Below are 20516 nucleotides of genomic sequence, written 5' to 3' on the forward strand. Positions count from 1 at the left end.
CTTGTTATTTAACTCTTCAAATTAATTTATTTCAATCAAGGTATAGCCTATTCCACGCACGGTTTTGATTAATTCATTGGCAAGTTTTTTGCGCAGATGGTGGATATGCACTTCTATTGAATTACTGCCGACTTCATCCCAGCCATAGGTTAACTGTTCTAACTGGCTGCGGGTCAATACACGCCCTGCCGACTGAGCGAGTTCGAGCAGTAATTGAAATTCACGCCGTGAAAGCAGCACATTTTGATCGCGAAAGGTCACTTCACGGGTATTTAAATCAATGCAAAGCGCACCAATAATCAAACTGTTGTGATCGAGCCCATACTGACGCCTGACGATGGCACGAATGCGCGCGGCTAGTTCACGCACATCAAAAGGTTTACCGAGATAATCATCGGCGCCCATGTCTAAACATTCGAGCTTAGTGTCAAAATCCGTATTAGCGGTCAGAACTATTGTGGGAATTGACACTCCCTGCTGGCGCCAAGCTTTAAGTAACTCTTTACCATTACCGTCAGGCAATCCCAGATCGAGCACTATGGCACTGAAGCTTTCATTTTTAACCCCCAGCAAGGCTTGCTGATAACTATTAAGGTGATCAACTTGCATGCCAAGCTTTGCCAAACTCAAGCAAATCCCTTGGGCTAATAACTCATTGTCTTCAACCAACATAATACGCATTCAATGTCCTTAACTGAGCCCTAACGGAAAATACTGAACTTAACATCTTGTTGCTGTAAAAAATCTTCCGCGTCTCGCCCCTGCAGCATAGCCATAGTGGCGAGCATACCTGCAGTCACGCAGTTTGGCCCTAACACAGTCACAGAGCGCGGCGCATGGATAACGGGATAGCCAGTGCGTGGGTCAACAATATGGCCGTAACGCTTTCCATCGACTTCAAAAAATCGCCGCGTATCGCCACTGGTCGCTAATGCACCCTGACTAATCGCTAGTACACTCGCAGCATGATCGAGGTGTCGTGGGTCTTCAATTCCCACTTGCCATGGCGTCACTTTGGACACAGGACAAGCGATATCACCGCCAAAATTCACTAACACTGGAATGTCTGGATAACATTCGGCTAACTCATAGGCGACTCTGTCGACCGCATATTCTTTTGCGATACCACCAAAATCCAATTTCATACCTGTTGGCATCTCAATATGGCGCGAATCAAACTCGATGTGCTCAAACCCCACTAAGGCTTTCGCGGCAAGTATGCGGCCATGTTCGGGTAATTGGGCTTTGGGATCAAAGCGCCACAGTTCCATTAACGGCCCAGCAGAAATATCAAAGAGTCCATCACTGAGCTGAAAACATTGTTTAGCAAAAGCCAATAACTGCCAGGTTTCTTCATCGATAAGCTGCTTATGACCATTGGCATGGTTTAATTGCCACAGACAATTCTGCGCGATAAAGCGACTGTACTTATGTTCGATACGCAGCGCCTCAGTGACAGCCATGTCCAACATATCGTCAGCAATATCGAGTTGATCACATGCTATGAGTATTTCACAGGGACTCGCCATGGCCCTAAATTCGCCCACATAACCCCAATCACGGCGCTGCAACGAATAAGGAGCGGTCTTTAGCGACGATGTCGACATCATAAATCACCTCTTCACATGGCATCCCACTGGGATTGCGATTGAATAAGTTCAGGGGCAAATTGAGTATGGGTAGCTAAGCTACCCATACAGTTTAACGCCTTGCTATCTGAGCCAGTAGCATTATTTCGTATTAAAAAGAATAACTAAACTGTGCTGTAATTGCCTTCTGAGTCGGAAACAGATCGAAGTTTTGCAGCTCTCCAGGAATCGTAGCGCCGTTATTTTTCGGATCCTGTTGGTAATACTCTAAGCGATACGACATTTCATGACCGCCCGATAATCTATGGCCAAATTTAACCCCAATCGTATAAGCCGACATATCACCGATACGATAATCGGCACTGGCAAACTCAGGCAGTGGCGTATCCGCCATCAAGAAAGGTTGATAGAAGTTAGCCGCAGTTTGTTGGTAATAGCGCAGATGTAATTGACCATAGAAATTGCCGGTAAAGTAATACCGATAATGGGTTTCTAAGGTATGTGATGTGAGGTCCCAGTCATCGGTATTATAACGATAGGAAAAATCCACCACACCCGCATCTAATGCGCCTTTAGTCATCACGTAAAAACTGTGCTTCAAGCGCGAATCGGGGCGGCTCTCATACAATAAATCCTGAGTAATGCCGTTGTTATCCACCACACTGAGCACCTTGTAGGGATCCGTTAAATAACCATTCACACTCGACAAGCCGTAATTGGCTTGCAACAACCAGCGCTGACTAAGCACTTGGGTGATACCTAACATCACATCCGCGGTCTGCTTATTATCACTGCCACCTTGACGGGTCGCATCGAATGCGCTGCGATAAGCTTCCTCACTGGTGAAGTTATCGCGAATGACCATCGAAGATAAATCCACCGGACGACCGCCAACGGGGTCAACCACATCGAAACTATAAGCCGTACCTAAAAATAAAGTGGTGTTGTCTTTATTAAACCCTCGCTCAATTCCGGCATTGATGCCCATTGACATATAATCAAACTCTTTCGAGCCATATGCGCCAACATTGAGTTTCCAATCTGGTGTTAGCACTTCACTCCAACCGACATTGGCTTGTACGCGAGTATCGTGAAAGGTGTCATCTAACGGCGTTTCCCCCGCTGAAACATGATATTGACCATTACCAGATGGTCGAGTAAACGTTTGGCTAGAACTTTGGGCCACGGCGCCCGATGCTGAAGGCCCCGTTAGACTATCAACCACGAGTTTGAGATCCAGCACACTGTCATCGCCAAAGGCTTTTTGCGCTGTGCCTATAGCTTCGATGGCTTGTACTCTATCTTGCTCACCGTAATACATTAACGCAGCATCGATCTTCCAGTCGTCAGCTTTTTTAGATAATTCAGTCGCATGGCCACTTGTTGCAAACAGTCCACAACTGGCTAATGCGAGAGCACCCGCTATCTGCTTCGATTGTCTTGTATTTATTGGGTTCTTTTTTTGGGTCATAGCTGACAACACCTGTAGGTCACTTCCATCTATTCAATACCGCGGGATTTCGCCCCAGATTTTAGAACATCTGCTCGTCACATTTGTTTTAGTACGTCTGTTCATTACATCTGTGCGTTACATTTATTCGTTACATCTAAGGACAAATAACACCAACGGAGAGTTTAGTTACAGCCACATCCACCACCGGCAAATGCACGACCGCCGCTACTGCCTTCTTTACTAAAATAAATATGATCATCGAGTGCTAAGTCGAGCTTTTCACTGTCGAGCGCCATATCGCTGCGGGCCAGCTGGCCTTTCTCCCACGGCTGCACCCCTAAACTTGAACATCCACTCAAACCTATGATGAGCGTTACTGCGACTAATGCGGGTTTAAGCATAAATTACTCCTTCAGTAAATTGACGAGTTCTTGCTCGTATTCAGCGGTTTTATCGGCATAAAAGCCAACATGATGCTGTACTAACTGACCTTGACGATTGAACATAAAACTGCTCGGCATGCCCAGCAAATCGAAACTGCGAGCGACATCACCTTCGGGGTTAAAACGCACTGAAAAATTGGCAGGGACTTGTTTTAAGAATTCCTGGGCTAACTCGTTATCTGTATCTAGGTTGATTGCCACGACAGCTAATCCCTGATCTTGATACTTTTTTTGTATTTCATTCATCCAAGGAAACGATTTACGGCAAGGGCCACACCAGGATGCCCAAAAATCGACATAAACGACTTTACCTTTAAACTCACTCAGGGAAACGGCTTGGTTTTGCGCGTTAAACACTTGGTGATCCAACGACGGCGCGGCTTGTACGCCTGCGACCAATAAACTGAGTAACAATAATATTTTCTTCATAGCATATTCCGCATTAACGATTACGTTCGAATCTATTAACTGAATCTTAAGGTTTTCTTAAACAAGCTTATATAAGTTTAATTAACCTGCTCGCCCAGACTCACCACGCGAATGAACCATAATTATCAGCATCGCCTTAATCACATGAGTGCTGATTAAGTGACCGATTTCATCCAAAATGACAAATGTGAGACATTTTGTCCCATTAGGAAAAGTGAAATTAGATCTGCGTCATGTTAATTAAATGTCAAAATCAGTTCGGTCACATCTCTTAAAAATTCTTGATATACATCAATAATCTTTACACTCCAACGGCCTAAACTGACACTGTCAATTATGTAAACCCTTACCAATTTACATTTAAATAACAAAAAAGGTTGACCCATGGACACACATGCAGCCCTATATGAACAGGGAAAGGCGCGCTTAGATGCGTTACGCCAATTCGCTCCCCGTCAACAACAATCGCTGATTGAAAAAATGCAACAGCACGGCATTAGTCGCCGTGATTTTATGAAGTGGAGTGCCATGGTGACGAGCATGCTCGCATTACCCCTCCCCTTTAGTAACTTAGTGGCCGAAGCTGCCGAATTAGCCGATCGTGTACCCTTAATCTGGTTACATATGGCCGAATGTACTGGCTGCTCCGAATCTTTAATTCGTACCGATACCCCCAATCTAGACTCACTGATTTTCGATCATATTTCCTTGGAATATCACGAAACCTTAATGGCTGCAGCGGGTTGGCAAGCCGAAGAAAACCTCGAATATGCACTCGAAACCTACAAGGGCCGCTATTTACTGGCCGTTGAAGGGGCGATTCCGACTGCAAATAACGGCAGTTTCTTAACTGTGGGTTGTAAAGGCCACACAGGGTTAGAAATCATCAAGCATGCTGCAGAAGGCGCCGCCGCGATTATCTCTGTTGGCACTTGTGCGGCGTTTGGTGGGGTGCAAGCCGCTTATCCAAACCCAACGGGGGCTAAAGGCGTGCATGAAGTGGTCAGTAAACCCGTGATTAACTTAGGCGGTTGCCCACCGAGTGAAAAGAACATAGTCGGCACTTTGATGTACTTCATCATGTTCGGAAAATTACCTGCGCTAGATATGTTTAATAGACCTAAATGGGCTTACGGCGCACGGGTACACGATAACTGTGAACGCCGCGGCCGCTTCGATGCTGGTGAATTCGTTGAAGAATTTGGCGATCACGGTGCGAAAGAAGGCTACTGCCTTTATAAAGTCGGTTGTAAAGGCCCTTACACCTACAACAACTGCCCAACCGAGCGCTTTAACCATCACACTAGCTGGCCAGTACTCGCTGGACACGGTTGTATGGGTTGCTCAGAACCTAACTTCTGGGACGATATGGCTGACTTTGAAAAACCCCTTGGCCGTCAACTCCTCCATGGATTGGATGCGACCGCAGATACTATTGGTGCGGTGATTTTAGGCGCGACTGTGGTGGGCATTGGAGCCCATGCCGTTGCCAGTATTTTTGCCAAACCGCTGGAGGAATAACCCATGAGCAAGCGCGTTGTTATCGACCCTATCACACGTATCGAGGGTCACTTACGTATCGAAGTCGAAGTTGATGAAAATAACGTCATCAACAAGGCTTGGTCATCCTCCACACTTTGGCGCGGTATTGAAGTCATTCTCAAAGGCCGCACGCCTATGGATGTTGGCCTTATTGTGCAACGTATCTGTGGCGTATGTACCTATTCCCACTACCGCTGCGGTACTGAGGCGGTTGAAAATGCGTTAGGAATTCAAATTCCATTGAACGCAAGATACTTACGTTCATTAATGCAAACCTCTTTATACATGCACGACCATATTGTCCATTTTTACCATCTACACGGCTTAGATTGGGTTGATGTGGTTTCTGCACTGAGCGCCGATCCTGCTAAAGCGGCACAAGTTGCCCTGAAATACACAGACCATCCCATAGCGGCGGGTGAAGGTGATTTAAAAGCGGTACAAGAAAGAGTTAAAGGCTTTGTCGAAACGGGAAAATTAGGTCCATTTGCCAACGCTTATTGGGGCAATGGCACCTATAAATTTACCCCAGAGCAAAACCTTATCGCGCTATCTCACTACCTTAAAGCGCTTGAAGTACAACGTGTTGCGGCAGAGATGCTTGCCATTTTTGGTGGCAAATCACCACATCCACAATCCGTTGTTGTCGGTGGTGTGACTTCGGTGCGCGACATGCTCAGCCCTGCTCGCCTGCAGGAATGGAAGCAAAAACATGCGACAGTAACTGACTTTATTCTGCGTGCCTATCAAGCAGATATCGTGATGGCGGCCGAAGCCTTTGGAACTGAACCTAGCGTGTTGGGCGGCGTAAACGTGAAAAACTTCATGGCGACCGATGACTTTGTGTTAGCCAATGGCGAATACATGTTTAATCAAGGCGTGATCATGAATGGCGACCTTGCCGGCGTCAGTGATGTGAATCCAGATCTGATTGCCGAAGACGTCAGCCACGCTTGGTATAGCGCCGATGCGCCGCAGCATCCCTATGACGGTACAACGATTCCTAATTACACTGGTTTTGTTGAACGCGACACTGTCTACGGCAAATTGCCAACACTGGATGGTGATGGCAAATACTCATGGGTGAAATCTCCCCGTTATCAAGGTGAACCTGTCGAAGTGGGTCCACTCGCTTGCCTATTGGTGAGTTATGCCCGCGGTAACAAGGTGGTCGTGGATTCGGTCAATGGCCTGCTCGCTCGCACAGGTCTACCCGTAGCGGCTCTATTTACCACTTTAGGTCGCACTGCAGCCCGTATGTTACAGACAGTCATCGTCGCCCAAGAAGGGTTAAAAACCTTTGATGCGCTGCTGACGAATATCCAGTCCGATGAATCTACCTATGTAAAACCTAATATTGATCCAAATAAAGAGTATGTAGGTCACGCCATGATCGAGGCGCCACGCGGCATGTTAAGCCACTGGATCCGCATTAAAAATGGAGTGATTGAGAACTATCAAGCCGTGGTACCGACGACCTGGAACGCAGGTCCTGTGGATGCCAACGGTAAAATGGGTCCCTATGAAGCCTCTTTAATTGGCTTGAAACTGGAAGATCCTACTAAGCCCCTTGAGGTGATACGTATTATTCACTCATTTGACCCTTGCATGGCGTGTTCTGTACACGTGATGGATTTCAAAGGCCAAGCATTGAGCGAGTTCCGTGTCAGTCCCAATGGTCAATAATCGAGGGAGGGAACGCAAAATGAACCATTCTGCAACCCGCATTCGGACACTGATTTTTAGTCCGGCAATACGGATTTATCACTGGCTCAGAGCACTGTCAATTCTGGTGCTAGTGATCACCGGATTCTATATTGCTTGGCCGTTTCTGGTGGCGCCTGAAAGTACGGACGTACTCGTACAAGGCTGGATCCGCTTCGCTCATCTGATTTGCGGTTTTGTACTAACCGCAATCACCTTAGTCCGCTTCTACCTGTATTTTTTCAGCCGAAGCGACATTGAGCGGCGCTCATTTCGCGATGTGATGAGTGTAAAAAGTTGGATCACTCAGCTGAAATCCTACTTATGGATGGGGCACTTACATAAAGCCGGTGTCTATGGACCGCTGCAATTTGTGACTTATGTAGCAATCTCACTGGTCGCTCTTGTGATATGTATAACGGGTCTGGTGTTGTATGCCAATGTGTATCACCAAGGTTTAGGTGGCATGCTTTGGGGCAGCGCCGCTTGGATCACGGCACAAATGGGTGGGCTAGCACAAGTTAGGATTTGGCATCACTACCTCACTTGGGCATTTGTTATCTTTGTGGTTATCCACGTCTATATGGCGGTTTGGTCAGGGATACGCTTCAAACATAACTCAGTTGACTCGATTGTCTCTGGCTACGACTACCCAAAGCCAGACTCACACCACTAGGAGTCCAATGAAGATATTGCTACTCGGTATTGGCAATGTCCTGTACGCCGATGAAGGCATCGGCGTACATTTTGTCAATTATATAGCTGATAATTATCAGTTTACCCATGAGTCCCACCAGCTAACGCTGCTCGATGGCGGCACCTTGGCTCAGGGACTTATCCCTATTATTTGCCAATACGATTATTTAATCGTGGTCGATACAGTTAATGCCAATGGCGTAGAAGCGGGCGAGGTCTATTTCTTCGATTTTGATAAAGCGCCGAAGGAAATCGACTGGCAAGGCAGCGCCCATGAAGTCGAAATGCTGCAAACCCTCAATATGATGGAAATGGTTGGCGACAGACCTAAGACCTTTGTGCTGGGCGTCACCCCAACCGTGCTCGAACCTATGGTGCTAGGCTTGACCCCTAAAGTCGCCGCCGCGGTACCTTTAATGGAATCAAGCTTGTTATCCCACTTAGCCTCCCTTGGGTTCACTGCGACGCGTGTTGCCGAGCATAGTATCGACTCGCTGATCCCTGACTCTTATAAACGTGGCGTTACTACTGGTGAAAGTATATAGAAGATGAAAAACATCAGATTTGATTTTACCTGCTCACGTCAGGTGCCTTTGTACACGCATTTATGTAATCAATATCTAAATTACGATGAGCTAAATATCAGCATAGGCTGTGATGGTCAACATAGCTCAGGTCAATATAGTGCTGGCCAACATGACTTTGGCCCTCAAAGCTATTTTATTGAAGCTCAGGGCGAGCAAAACCAACTAGAACAATTGGCCGATGCCATTGCCGCGGACTTTTTGATTTCCGCTTGGTTGATTGACTCTAGTATTAAAGTCATCGACGAGCCCCAAGGCAGTAAAACCTTACTGCCCTTTCCACAGTCTGGATCCAACCAAGCCATAGTGCCTTTTTGTCAGCATTGTTATCCGTTGATTGGCGATAATCAGTCGGCTAAATTTGGCACACTCGATTTAATTTGCCCTTGCTGCAAGGGCGAAACACAATTAACGTCCGCACAAAAAGCGTTAACCTTGTCAGATATTAAAGCCATGGCACAGGGACTGCTGACACAAGGCCCACTGATATTAGCGGCCGCCGATAATCTGCAAATCAGCCTGACACCGTTTGAGCAGCCTTTAAGCGAGCGGCCACAACTGTTAATTTGTAATCCCAATACGCTGAACGCCCATTTTTGTCTGAACGATGCGCAGGTGCTCGCGCTTTCGAGTATTGAAAAGCCACTTATCTGCGCGAGACCCACGCAAGAACACGACAAACTCAGCGCGCCGCTGTACGACATTTGCTTTGCCTACAGCCGAGTGATCTTAGTGCTCGGGGAAGTATTACGACAAAAAGGGGTCGATTGGGTTTACATTAAAGGGCCGCATAATAGGCCGAAGCTAGCGTGGGTCGATGGTGCTTGGGCACAAATCGCCAGTCACGATTTAAGCTCTACACAGGTTCAAACCAAGCACTTTATCGCTCCAGAACCCTTAAGGGAAAAAGTCAGTTTTCACGGCTATCAAGCCCAATGGCAAGCGGCGAAACGTTCACGATCGCACCAAGGCGAACTGAGTGTGGCAGTATTGACTCAAGTACCGTCAAGTGAAGACAGTGATATTCATTGCACCAGTATGCTAAGCGATAATAATCAAAATACAGTCAACACAGAAAATCACACCCTTGCAGACGCAGCGCTATTCAGTGCGCTGCTCAACGGTAAGTTTACCAGTCATAAACAGGCAAAAAATGCCGCGGTCATTTACTTAAGCCATACCCACGCCAGTCAAATTGTCACCTGCGATAATAAGGGCGACACTGAACTTTTCTTTGCCTTGCCCGAGCTGCCCGATAACGGTTACGAAATCTTCCATCAACTGGACAGCAGTCCACAAAAAGCCGTAGCGCAAAAATTTAAGAGCCTGTTCCCCGAAGATTACCTAAAACTTTTAAGCCTAAAGCTTCACGGCAGACAGGATAACTTACAAAGCCTGTGGGCAATTGCCGCCATATTAATTGGCCTTAATACCCAAGAAGGGACTCAAAGCCAAGCAAGGCTCAGCGATGCACTCATGGCCGCCGCCATGCGCTACCACGGTGCTAATGCACCGCGTATCGATTATCCGCTGACCAAAGGTGAAGCCCACCGCAGCCTAAATTGGTGTAAAACCTTAGGCACTGTCTTAAGTTTTCGTATTGCGGGTAATGACGATCCGAGTCAGCTCGCCTTTGCAATGCAAGACTCACTGGCGGACTATTTATCTAACTGGATCGAGCATATCGATTTAAATATCGGCGTGCACAATATAGCCTTAGCGGGCAATGAATTAATCAATGAAACCCTGTGCAAACGCATCAGCTTGCGCTTAGGCAAAAACTTTCCATTGGTGATCAATCGCAGCCTAGATTTAGACGGCGATAACCTAGCCGTTGGTGCACTTTACGTTAAGCAGCGACAACTAAATGCCCATGATTAGGAGGCCAAAAGTTAAGTCACAACGCATGAAGCCACATAGGCATAATAGTCGCCACAAAAAGCACAGTGACCTGCAGATAAAACGAAGGCTGGCATTGGAATACCTTGTCCACAAGGGAGCCACGTTAAAGCGTTGTCAGTTGCACGTCACTGGCATTGTACAAGGGGTGGGATTTCGCCCCTTTGTCTATCGTTATGCCCTTGAGTTTCAACTGACGGGTACTGTGCTTAACAATGCCAAGGGCGTGACCATTGAGCTGCAAGGTAATGATGAAAACCTCACTCGCTTTATCACTGTACTCAATACCACTCCACCACCACTCGCCCGTATCGACAATATCAGCCAAATACCACTGCCGATTTTATTAAGCGAAACCACGTTTGAGATTATAAAAAGCGACAGCCATGAGGACGATGACCCAAGTTCACCGATAGGTGCACTGGTGGCGGTATCGGCAGATAAAAGTACCTGCCAAGATTGCTTGCACGACATGCATAATCCTGATGATCGCCACTTTGGCTATGCCTTTACCAACTGCACTAACTGTGGCCCTCGATACACGATTATCAATGCTTTACCCTATGATAGACACAACACCGCCATGGCCGATTTTGACATGTGTCCCGAGTGCGCCAAAGAATATCAAAACCCACTCGACCGCCGCTACCATGCCCAGCCCGTGAGCTGCCCCGCCTGTGGCCCCAGACTCAGTTTAAAAACACCGCAAGGGGAATACATCCTTCCCAGTGCCTCAAATGTCAGCACACCTGAATTGAGTACGGACCTTGCGGTACTGACAGCAGCGGCTGACAGATTACGCCAAGGGCAAATTCTGGCAATTAAAGGATTGGGTGGATTTCACTTAATCTGTGATGCCCGAAGTGACAATGCCGTCAACGCACTCCGGCTGCGAAAACAGCGCCAAGCCAAGCCGCTAGCGGTGATGATGGCGGATATCACCATGGCGCAACACTATGTCACAGGGACGGATGCCGAGTGGCGAGTGCTGAGTTCGCAGGAAAGGCCCATAGTGCTGATGAGCAGCCGAAGCGAGCATGATCTCAGCTTAGCTGTCGCCCCCAATCTGAATAAACTCGGGGTATTTTTACCCTACACACCGCTACATCATTTGCTATTAGGTCTCTTCAAAGGGCCATTAGTTGCAACCAGCGCCAATGTTTCCGGTGAACCTATCATCACTGATTGTGATGAGCTTATTAGTCACTTAAGCCATGTGGTGGATGCGATAGTCGATCATAATCGGCCGATTATTAATGGCTGTGATGACAGTGTGGTGCAAGTGATCCAGCCACAACTGGATTCCTCCGCAGAGGTGCAAGTATTGCGCCTCGCCCGCGGCTATGCACCGTTAAGTTTCCCCTTAGAGATACCGCTGACCCAATCAATTTTGGCCGTGGGCGCACAACAAAAAAATGCCATCGCCTTAGGCTTTGGCAATAATGTGTTTTTAAGTCCCCATATTGGCGATTTATTCAGTGTCAGCGCCGAGCAGTATTTTGAGCGCACCTTAGCCACTTTTGCTCGGTTGTATCACTTTACGCCAAATATTATTATTCGCGATAAACACCCAGATTATGCCCCTTCGCGCTGGGCTGGAATGCACTCAAACTCGAGTGTAAAACTCAGCGATACCAGTCAAAATCAATGTTTATCGGTGCAACACCACCATGCCCATGTGCTCAGCGTAATGGCGGTTAATCAATATCGAGATCCCGTATTGGGCTTTAGTTTTGACGGTACTGGGCTTGGCGACGATGGCAGTTTATGGGGCGGTGAAGTGCTATTAACTACGCTCGATAAAGCGCAGCGACTGGCCCATTTTGAGCCCATAGCCCTGCTAGGCGGCGAGCAAGCCATTAAGCAACCCGTGAGGTTGTTACTGGCATTATTATTCGAGCAAATGAGCCTCGATGCTGTACTCGCATTGCAATTACCTATATTAAACAACATGCGCCCAAACACTCTGACTAACTTACATAAGATCTGGCAGAACGGCAGTGCGATAAAAACCTCCTCTGTCGGACGACTGTTCGATGCCCTCGCCTGCGCCTTAGGCTTAATCGAAACCACACTGTTTGAAGGTCAAGCGGGCATGGCGATAGAAGCCGCGGCCAATCGCGCCGATGCATTAGCCCTTGAAGTCATTTCGCTTAACTTACCTCTTGACATCGACCAGTGGCGAAGCAGTGAGATGTTCAAGCAAATTGTTGAATTGATTACAGCACAACCGCTAACAGACAATAGATGCTATGCCATCGCCCGCGCCTTTTTACACACCTTAGGTGATGCTATTTGTGATTATGCTGCCCAGTATCAACACCTCCCAACCGTGCTCTGCGGTGGCGTATTTCAAAATAAATATCTATTGGAATACTGCCTGAGCAAACTCAGCGCCCAAGGAAATAAAGTGTTATCCAGTAAACAGATACCCATCAATGATGGCGGCATCGCCCTAGGCCAACTTTGGTATGGCATTCATCAGAGTCAATAACCTGACTTATTTGATAAGCCATGATGTTCGCTCGCCATTTTTATCCCCATAAACCTGACGAACATCAAAGATCCGTAGCGCAATTTGTATCACACTCAACATTAGCGTAACCAAATTAACGATTCGTACATCAATCATTATTTGTCAGGCAAAGTCCTTGTACTCTGCCGATACAAGGAGAGGTAAAATGTGTAAAGACTGCGGCTGCTCCCTTACCCGCCACGACCATGATCATCTAGGCGCGCATGCCCATAGCCATGAGCATAATCATGACCATTCACATACTCATGAGCATAGCCATCAAGAGTTACACACAAATCCTCAGTTAAACGATAAAAAAACCTTGTCAGTCATCCACAAAATTTTAGATAAAAATGATGTCGAAGCTGGACATAACCGCGCCCACTTTGAGGCACATAATATTACTGCCTTCAACATCATGAGTAGCCCAGGCAGCGGTAAAACTACCCTATTAGAAAATCTCAAAGAATACACCAAGCTCAATTATGCGGTGATCGAAGGCGACTTAGAAACCTCCCGCGATGCCGACCGCTTAATCGCGAAAGGCATTACGGCCTATCAAATTCAAACGGGCTCTGCCTGTCACCTTGACGCCTTTATGGTACACGGTGCCCTGCATCACTTACCACTTGATGGACTGGATATTTGCTTTGTTGAAAACGTCGGCAACCTTGTCTGCCCAGCCAGTTATGACGTAGGTACCCACAAAAATATCGTGCTGCTGTCCGTGCCAGAAGGCGATGATAAGATTGAGAAATATCCCGTGATGTTCCGCCGCGCCGATGTAGTATTTATCACTAAGTGCGATCTACTGCCCTATTTTGATTTCAAGCTAGACGAAGCCAGAGAACAGCTTAAAAAACTCAATCCAGCAACTCAAATCATTGAAGTCTCCATCAAAGATGGCGACTCCATGCAGGCTGTGGCCGCTTGGCTTAAAGACAATATTCGAGGTGCACAATAATGTGCTTGTCCATACCTTCCCAAGTGGTGGCGGTCGATATTGAACGCCAGAGTGTCACGGTCGATACCTTAGGCGTGCGCCGCGATGTCAGCAGTCATTTAATGAATGAGCCACTGGAGATTGGTGACTATGTGCTGATCCATATTGGCTTTGTGATGAACAAAATCGATAAGGAAGATGCGCAGCAAAGCATTGACCTATACAAAGAAATCGTCACTAAACTCGAAAACGAAGCCATACACTGACCATCAGTAGTGCAGGATTAAGTCGCAAGGCGCACCCCTATCGAGTGCACCGAGGAAAGAGCATGCTTGAACTAAAACACCTCTATCAAGGCTTTCGCGATCCCCAAACGATTGCCAATTTAGCGCGGGATATTCAGTTAACCGCTAAATTAGTTAAGCAACCAATCAATATCATGGAAGTCTGTGGCGGTCATACTCACACTATTATGAAATACGGCTTACTGGATTTACTGCCTGATAATATTGAGTTTATCCACGGTCCAGGTTGTCCAGTGTGCATTATGCCTAAAGAGCGCATCGACCAAGCCGCGGCGCTTGCCTCCCAAGAAAATGTTATTCTTGTGACGCTGGGCGATATGATCCGCGTGCCCGGTTCTCAAGGCTCTTTAGCCAGTTTTAGGGCCAAGGGCTGCGATATTCGCCCAATTTACGATCCCTTAGATACGCTCAAAATTGCCCGCGACAATCCCGATAAAACCGTAGTGTTCTTCGCCATTGGCTTTGAAACGTCAACTCCAATGACAGCAATTTTGTTACAACTGGCCGAACAAGAAAAACTCGAAAATCTACTGTTTCATATCAATCATGTATTAGTGCCACCCGCAATTGATGCCGTAATGCACGACCCAAAAGCCAGAGTGAACGCCTTTATCGGCCCCGCCCATGTGAGCGTGATCAGCGGCGCAAAAATCTATCGCAGCACAGTCGAAAACTATGGCACGCCCGTGGTTGTCGCAGGATTTGAGCCCGTCGATGTGATGGAGTCGATTTTACGGATTGTGCGCCAAAAAGCCGCAGGTAAAGCTGAGCTCGATATCCAATACAGCCGCGCAGTATCGGAGGACGGCAACCTCACGGCGCAGGCCAAAGTAAATCAATTCTTCAATGTCAGACCGCAATTTCGCTGGCGTGGCCTAGGCCCAATCCCCAATTCAGCGCTGCAGCTTAAACCCGAATATGCCCACAGAGACGCCGAACTGCGCTTTAAAGACCGCCTACCTGTGAAGGAAATTGACGATCATAAAGCCTGCCAGTGCGGCGATATACTTCGTGGGCTTGCTAAACCAAAGGACTGTAAAGTTTTTGGCCGCGGCTGCAATCCCGAAACGCCCTTAGGCAGTTGCATGGTCAGCTCCGAAGGTGCCTGCAATGCCTATTACCGCTATCAAGGTATCGATATCAAGGAGCCACATCATGGCTGATACGCTTAAAGATAAATCCATTCAACTCAGCCACGGCGGTGGCGGCAAAGAAATGAATAAACTGATCCGTGATCTGTTTTTTGCCGAGTTTGATAACCCAATCCTTCGCAGCGAAGAAGACGCTGCCAAACTCGATTTGCACGGTGCCAACGCCTTTACCACAGACTCTTTCACCGTATCCCCTTTATTTTTTGCCGGTGGTGATATCGGCAAGCTTGCCATCGCAGGCACAGTCAACGATCTCGCTATGATGGGCGCAGAACCTCAGTATTTGAGTTGTAGTGTGATCATCGAAGAAGGCTTTTCTATCAAGGATTTAACGACGATTGTCCGCAGTATGGCGAAAGAATTAAAACACAGTGGTGCACGGATAGTCTGCGGCGACACTAAAGTCGTACCCAAGGGGTGCGCCGATGGTTTATTTATTAATACCTCAGGCATTGGTCGTATCTTGCGTCCCAATATTTCCGCGGCGAATGTCACCGTGGGCGATGCCATTATTGTCTCCCGTGATATTGGCTGCCACGGTGCAGCGATTTTAATGGCACGTGAAGGACTCACACTCGAATCGGCATTGCAAAGTGACTGCGCGACGCTCTGGCCCATAGTCGAGCAATTAATCGCCGCCAATATTCCCATTCATGCGATGCGCGATGCGACTCGCGGCGGCTTATCGGCGGTGCTCAACGAATGGGCTGTCGCCTCCAATGTTGGCATCACAGTGAATGAAGCCAGTATTCCCGTCAGCGATGAAGTCAAAGGTCTGTGCGAACTCTATGGTTTCGAAGCCATGGATCTTGCCAACGAAGGCACTTTCATTCTCGCCGTTCCCAACGACATCGCCTTAGGTGCGCTCGAGATCATGCAACGCTTTGGGCGCTGTGAGCATGCAGCGATAATCGGCACTGTGAGTGAAGATTTAGTGGGGAAAGTCGTACTAAGAACGCCTTGGAATACTAAGCGTTATCTCGATCTTCCCCAAGGTGAACTGCTGCCAAGGATTTGCTGATGCACGAATATTCGATTGTGAGTGCCCTGATTGAGCAATGCGAACAGCACGCTCAGGCCAATCATGCCGATAAAATCACCCGAGTGGATATCAAACTGGGAGTCATGAGCGGGGTTGAACCTAGCCTGCTGCAAACGGCCTTCGATACGTTTAAGCTCGATGGGATTTGCAAAGAAGCCCTACTCAATATGCAAATTCAGCCACTAGTGATACTTTGCCAAGACTGCCAGACTGAATCCGTACTGAGTGAGCGCACGGTCGTCTGCCCTGCGTGTCAAAGCTTTCGTACTCGCGTACTCGATGGCGAAGATATGTTACTGATGCAACTTGAGATGGAACAGAACGAGGATTAATCATCCACGATACGCATGGTTAACGACAGCGCTATTGATAAAACGCTCTATAAATAAAGAATGCTCAATAAAGAACGCTCTTCAACACAAAAATGGCTTCGAGCAATCAGCGCTCAAAGCCATTTTAAACCACACTATTTCAGTCACGCTACATCAGTTGTAGATAGAAACTTCACCCTCTGGGCGCGTCTTGAGCAACCGCAGGAACCACATATACTGCTCTGGGTAAGCTAAGATAACTTGCTCGACCACTTTGTTCAGTGCCAACGCTTCGTTTTCTTTGCCCACCATGTCTTCCGGCGCAACGGCCGTCATCACAGTGAGATCAAATTGGCGTGACGTTTGGTTGTAGCCAATCTTTACTGGCAACACTTGGGCATTCCCTGCCTGCGCTAAACGCCCAACAACAGGTAGCGTTGCCTTCACTGTGCCTAAAAAAGGCGCAAACACGCTTTGTTCAGGACCTAAGTCTTCATCGGGAAGATAAAAGAAACTGTTACCGCGCTTAAGCTCGGCCAATAGTGCCCGAATGCCCGCCTCGCGCATATACACATGGCCACCACAACTGCTGCGTACACGATTACTAAACCAATTAAATAAGCCGTTTTTATGGGCTTTGGCCATAGTCACCATAGGCAACTCAAGGTTAAGGCGTAAACCAGCATAATCGATAGGCCACACATGGGGCATGATAAAAATGATCGGCTGCCCCGCAGCCTGCGCTTTAGTCACATGTTCAAAGCCGATTAAATTAACTCGACGACGTAAATGCGCTTTTGAGCGCACCAGCAATTCGCCCTGTGCTAACAACACCAAAACGAAGTTTTGCACGTTCTCACGGATTAACACTTCAATCTCGGCGGCAGATTGTTCAGGAAAGCACGCCCTTAAGTTGGCTCTCGCAACGCTAATAGGCTTTTTGGCAATTGGCATCACTATTTTTGCCAATAATCTTGCAATAGGATCACGCAGCCATGCGGGCATGAGTCCGAAAATTACTAATAGACCAATCACTAACCAAGTGGCCCAGTATCTAGGGTGTAATAAGGCGAGTTTAAAACGACGGTCAAAATGTTTGGGCTGTCTTGACAAAGAATTCACCTCAGACAGTGGATAAAAACAATGGAGATATTGCACGAAAAAATAAACAGGAAAGCCACTCTCTAAGGAGTGGCTTTCCCATCAAACAAACGAAATTACTTACCCGTGTTTGCTGCTTCTACACGAGTTTTCAGCTTTTGGCCGGGACGGAAAGTCACGACACGACGAGCAGAAATGGGGATATCTTCGCCTGTTTTTGGGTTCCTTCCCGGTCTTTGATTCTTGTCCCTAAGGTCAAAGTTGCCAAAGCCAGATAACTTGACCTGCTCACCACTTTCAAGTGCGCCCCGAATCTCTTCAAAGAACGACTCAACCATCTCTTTGGCGACACGTTTGTTCATTCCGAGTGTTTCAAAAAGATGTTCTGCCATTTCGGCTTTGGTAAGTGCCATACTTTAATCCCTCAACGATGCGTTGAACTCGGACTTAAGGGCAGAAACGACTGAACCAACGGTCTCAGCAATCTCTTTTTCCTCAAGCGTACGAGTAGTGTCTTGTAATGTAAGTGCTATCGCCAGGCTCTTCTTGCCGGGTTCAACACCTTTACCTAAGTATACATCGAACAAGTTTATGCCAACCAACTGATTTTCGCCAACTTTTCTTATCAATTTCATTACATCACCTGCAGATACACTCTCATCTACTACGACTGCGATGTCACGACGATTAGCTGGAAACTTAGATACAGCTTGGGCTAGCGGCAAACTGGTATGCAATAAAGCATCCAATTCCAACTCAAAAACGATGGTTTTACCATTGAGTCCAAAAGGCTTCTCCAAACTAGGATGGATTGCACCTATATGACCGATCACTCGATCATTTCTCAATATTTCAGCACATTGCCCCGGATGGAGAGCAGAATGCGTCGCTCCTCTAAAGCTAAATTCTGATGCGGAAACTGTCAAGCCGATAATTGCTTCTAAATCACCTTTAAGGTCGAAAAAATCAACAGTTTTCGATTCCATAGCCCAATGTTCATCATTTTGGAGCCCAGTAATGACACAAGCGAGCATTGCTTGCTGTCTTACACCGGATTCTGCATTGATATCAGGAACAAAGCGCAGGCCAGTTTCAAAAAGTCTCACGCGACTCTGTTGACGACTTTGGTTGTAGCCAACGGCGGCCAATAAACCGGTGAACATTGACAGGCGCATGGCCGACATTTCACTGGAAATTGGGTTTGGTAACACCATAGCGTCTAAACCAGGGTGAACCAGATTTTGCAGTTTTGGATCGACAAAGCTGTAGGTTACCGCTTCTTGGAAACCACGAGCGACCAATAAGGCACGCACGCGTTTTAGGCTTAAGTCAGATTCTTTATGATCTGACATACGCAGTGCGGCAACAGGCGCCGTATTCGGGATATTGTTATAACCGTAAATACGGGCAACTTCTTCGATCAAATCTTCTTCAATCGCCATATCAAAACGATAAGTCGCGGTAGTGACCTGCCAACTATCTTGGCCAACAACCACACTAAAACCTAAACGTTGTAGGATTTCAACGACATCGCTATCAGGTACATGGTGACCTAAAATTCGATCTAACTTGCTGCGACGTAAAACGATTTGTGCAGGTTTGGGTAAATCAGCCTCTGATTTAGCCTCAACTACAGGGCCAGCTTCACCGCCACAGATATCCAGAACTAAACGCGTAGCACGGTCGATAACCTTGTGTTGCATCTCAGGGTCAACACCACGCTCAAAGCGGTGTGATGAATCTGTATGCAAACCTAAACGACGTGACTTACCCATAATGGCAAGCGGCGCGAAGAACGCACATTCAAGCAGTATGTCTTGGGTCGTGTCGCTCACGCCTGAGTATTCGCCACCAAACACGCCGGCAAGGGCTAATGGACGCGCATCATCGGCGATCACTAAGGTATCGCATGGAATCGTGACTTCGCTGCCATCAAGCAGAGTGATTTTCTCTTCGCCAGTGCCTAAACGCACTTGGATATCGCCCGTTAACTTGGCAAGATCGAAAGCGTGCATAGGTTGACCGAATTCAATCAACACAAAGTTAGTGATGTCTACGATAGGATCGATAGAGCGAATACCGCTACGACGCAGTTTTTCCTGCATCCATAATGGCGTAGGCGCTTTCACATTGACGTTTTTAACCACACGGCCTAAGTAACGTGGACACGCTGCAGGCGCGTTAACGTTAATCGTGACCTGTGCATCTGTCGTTGGCGTGACGGCTTGCCACTGTGGCTCAACCACTGTTTGGCGGTTTAACACGCCCACTTCACGGGCAAGACCTGCCATACCTAAGCAATCGGCACGGTTAGCCGTTAAATCCACATCAATAACGGCATCATTAAGTTGCAGATAATCACGGATGTCAGTGCCTAATGGCGCGTCCAATGGTAATTCGATGATGCCATCGCTTTCGACGTTGATGCCAAGCTCGCTGTACGAACACAACATGCCTTCTGATGGCATGCCACGCAGCTTGGCTTTCTTGATTTTGAAATCGCCAGGTAATACGGCGCCAACCATAGCCACGGCCACTTTAAGACCCTGACGGCAGTTTGGTGCACCGCAGACGATATCGATAAGTTCGCTACCACCAACGTTGATTTTGGTCACGCGCAGTTTATCGGCATCGGGATGCTGACCACACTCCACCACTTCACCAATCACGACACCGCTAAAATCGGCAGCCACGGCTTCAACGTCATCGACTTCGAGACCGGCCATAGTGATCTGGTGGGATAATGCTTCACGGCTGACTGAAGGGTTTACCCATTCACGAAGCCAAGATTCGCTAAATTTCATGCTAT

The 20516-nt window shown here is 47.5% G+C and carries 19 protein-coding genes; 11 read left to right on the forward strand and 8 right to left on the reverse strand.

Features of this window, described 5'->3' with window-relative positions; translation table 11 throughout:
- Positions 1-21 precede the first annotated feature (21 nt).
- The 5 genes from L5L91_RS00270 to L5L91_RS00290 form a co-directional block, all read right to left on the reverse strand.
- Entirely contained in the window at positions 22-681 is a 660-nt protein-coding gene (locus L5L91_RS00270; protein ID WP_028760171.1) for a response regulator transcription factor, read from the reverse strand.
- 20 nt (positions 682-701) lie between these two features.
- On the reverse strand, positions 702-1610 hold the full coding sequence (locus tag L5L91_RS00275) for an FAD:protein FMN transferase (protein WP_263178587.1): 909 nt from the start codon (positions 1608-1610) through the stop codon (positions 702-704).
- A 130-nt stretch (positions 1611-1740) separates the two neighbouring features.
- Positions 1741-3060 (reverse strand): DUF3570 domain-containing protein, encoded by a 1320-nt coding sequence (locus L5L91_RS00280; RefSeq protein ID WP_263235351.1) that lies wholly within the window; start codon positions 3058-3060, stop codon positions 1741-1743.
- A 164-nt stretch (positions 3061-3224) separates the two neighbouring features.
- Positions 3225-3443, reverse strand: a complete 219-nt coding sequence (locus L5L91_RS00285) for a DUF4266 domain-containing protein (RefSeq protein WP_028760174.1) — start codon at positions 3441-3443, stop codon at positions 3225-3227.
- 3 nt (positions 3444-3446) lie between these two features.
- Positions 3447-3914, reverse strand: a complete 468-nt coding sequence (locus L5L91_RS00290) for a TlpA disulfide reductase family protein (RefSeq protein WP_263235353.1) — start codon at positions 3912-3914, stop codon at positions 3447-3449.
- Positions 3915-4298: 384 nt separating this feature from the next.
- Between L5L91_RS00290 and hyaA the strand changes: the two genes are divergently transcribed.
- The 11 genes from hyaA to hypA all read left to right on the forward strand — a co-directional run bounded on the left by hyaA (position 4299) and on the right by hypA (position 16627).
- Entirely contained in the window at positions 4299-5435 is a 1137-nt protein-coding gene (hyaA, locus tag L5L91_RS00295; RefSeq protein WP_263235355.1) for a nickel-dependent hydrogenase small subunit, read from the forward strand.
- A gap of 3 nt (positions 5436-5438) precedes the next feature.
- The gene (gene hyaB / locus L5L91_RS00300) at positions 5439-7142 is read left to right on the forward strand and encodes a nickel-dependent hydrogenase large subunit (RefSeq protein ID WP_028760177.1); all 1704 of its coding nucleotides are present in this window, start codon (positions 5439-5441) and stop codon (positions 7140-7142) included.
- A gap of 19 nt (positions 7143-7161) precedes the next feature.
- On the forward strand, positions 7162-7836 hold the full coding sequence (gene cybH, locus L5L91_RS00305) for a Ni/Fe-hydrogenase, b-type cytochrome subunit (RefSeq protein ID WP_263235357.1): 675 nt from the start codon (positions 7162-7164) through the stop codon (positions 7834-7836).
- Between the two features lie 7 nt (positions 7837-7843).
- Positions 7844-8401: a HyaD/HybD family hydrogenase maturation endopeptidase gene (locus L5L91_RS00310; protein ID WP_105252281.1), complete on the forward strand. Its 558-nt coding sequence runs from the start codon at positions 7844-7846 to the stop codon at positions 8399-8401.
- 3 nt (positions 8402-8404) lie between these two features.
- Positions 8405-10321, forward strand: a complete 1917-nt coding sequence (locus L5L91_RS00315; RefSeq protein WP_263235360.1) for a NiFe hydrogenase — start codon at positions 8405-8407, stop codon at positions 10319-10321.
- The gene (hypF, locus tag L5L91_RS00320) at positions 10314-12833 is read left to right on the forward strand and encodes a carbamoyltransferase HypF (RefSeq protein ID WP_411569324.1); all 2520 of its coding nucleotides are present in this window, start codon (positions 10314-10316) and stop codon (positions 12831-12833) included. Before L5L91_RS00315 ends, hypF begins: the two co-directional genes overlap by 8 nt.
- A 187-nt stretch (positions 12834-13020) precedes the next feature.
- Positions 13021-13818 (forward strand): hydrogenase nickel incorporation protein HypB, encoded by a 798-nt coding sequence (gene hypB, locus L5L91_RS00325; protein ID WP_263235366.1) that lies wholly within the window; start codon positions 13021-13023, stop codon positions 13816-13818.
- Positions 13818-14063 carry a HypC/HybG/HupF family hydrogenase formation chaperone gene (locus L5L91_RS00330; protein WP_028760183.1) on the forward strand — a complete coding sequence of 82 codons (246 nt, stop codon included), beginning with the start codon at positions 13818-13820 and terminating at the stop codon, positions 14061-14063. Before hypB ends, L5L91_RS00330 begins: the two co-directional genes overlap by 1 nt.
- Positions 14064-14125: 62 nt before the next feature.
- Positions 14126-15265 carry a hydrogenase formation protein HypD gene (gene hypD, locus L5L91_RS00335; protein ID WP_263181845.1) on the forward strand — a complete coding sequence of 380 codons (1140 nt, stop codon included), beginning with the start codon at positions 14126-14128 and terminating at the stop codon, positions 15263-15265.
- Entirely contained in the window at positions 15258-16274 is a 1017-nt protein-coding gene (hypE, locus tag L5L91_RS00340) for a hydrogenase expression/formation protein HypE (protein WP_028760185.1), read from the forward strand. The genes hypD and hypE overlap by 8 nt, the downstream gene beginning before the upstream one ends.
- Positions 16274-16627 carry a hydrogenase maturation nickel metallochaperone HypA gene (gene hypA / locus L5L91_RS00345; protein WP_168824038.1) on the forward strand — a complete coding sequence of 118 codons (354 nt, stop codon included), beginning with the start codon at positions 16274-16276 and terminating at the stop codon, positions 16625-16627. Before hypE ends, hypA begins: the two co-directional genes overlap by 1 nt.
- Before the next feature lie 153 nt (positions 16628-16780).
- On the opposite strand, the gene lpxM is transcribed toward hypA, so the two are convergent.
- From lpxM to pheT, 3 genes are all read right to left on the reverse strand, one after another.
- Entirely contained in the window at positions 16781-17719 is a 939-nt protein-coding gene (gene lpxM / locus L5L91_RS00350; RefSeq protein WP_263160942.1) for a lauroyl-Kdo(2)-lipid IV(A) myristoyltransferase, read from the reverse strand.
- Positions 17720-17823: 104 nt separating this feature from the next.
- Entirely contained in the window at positions 17824-18120 is a 297-nt protein-coding gene (ihfA, locus tag L5L91_RS00355) for an integration host factor subunit alpha (protein ID WP_006081370.1), read from the reverse strand.
- Between the two features lie 3 nt (positions 18121-18123).
- A complete protein-coding gene (pheT, locus tag L5L91_RS00360) occupies positions 18124-20511 on the reverse strand; it encodes a phenylalanine--tRNA ligase subunit beta (protein WP_263235368.1) in 2388 nt (795 codons plus the stop codon).
- Positions 20512-20516 lie beyond the last annotated feature (5 nt).

This window comes from Shewanella sp. SM55, from assembly GCF_025654025.1.
In the GTDB taxonomy this organism is placed as follows: Bacteria; Pseudomonadota; Gammaproteobacteria; order Enterobacterales; family Shewanellaceae; genus Shewanella; species Shewanella oncorhynchi.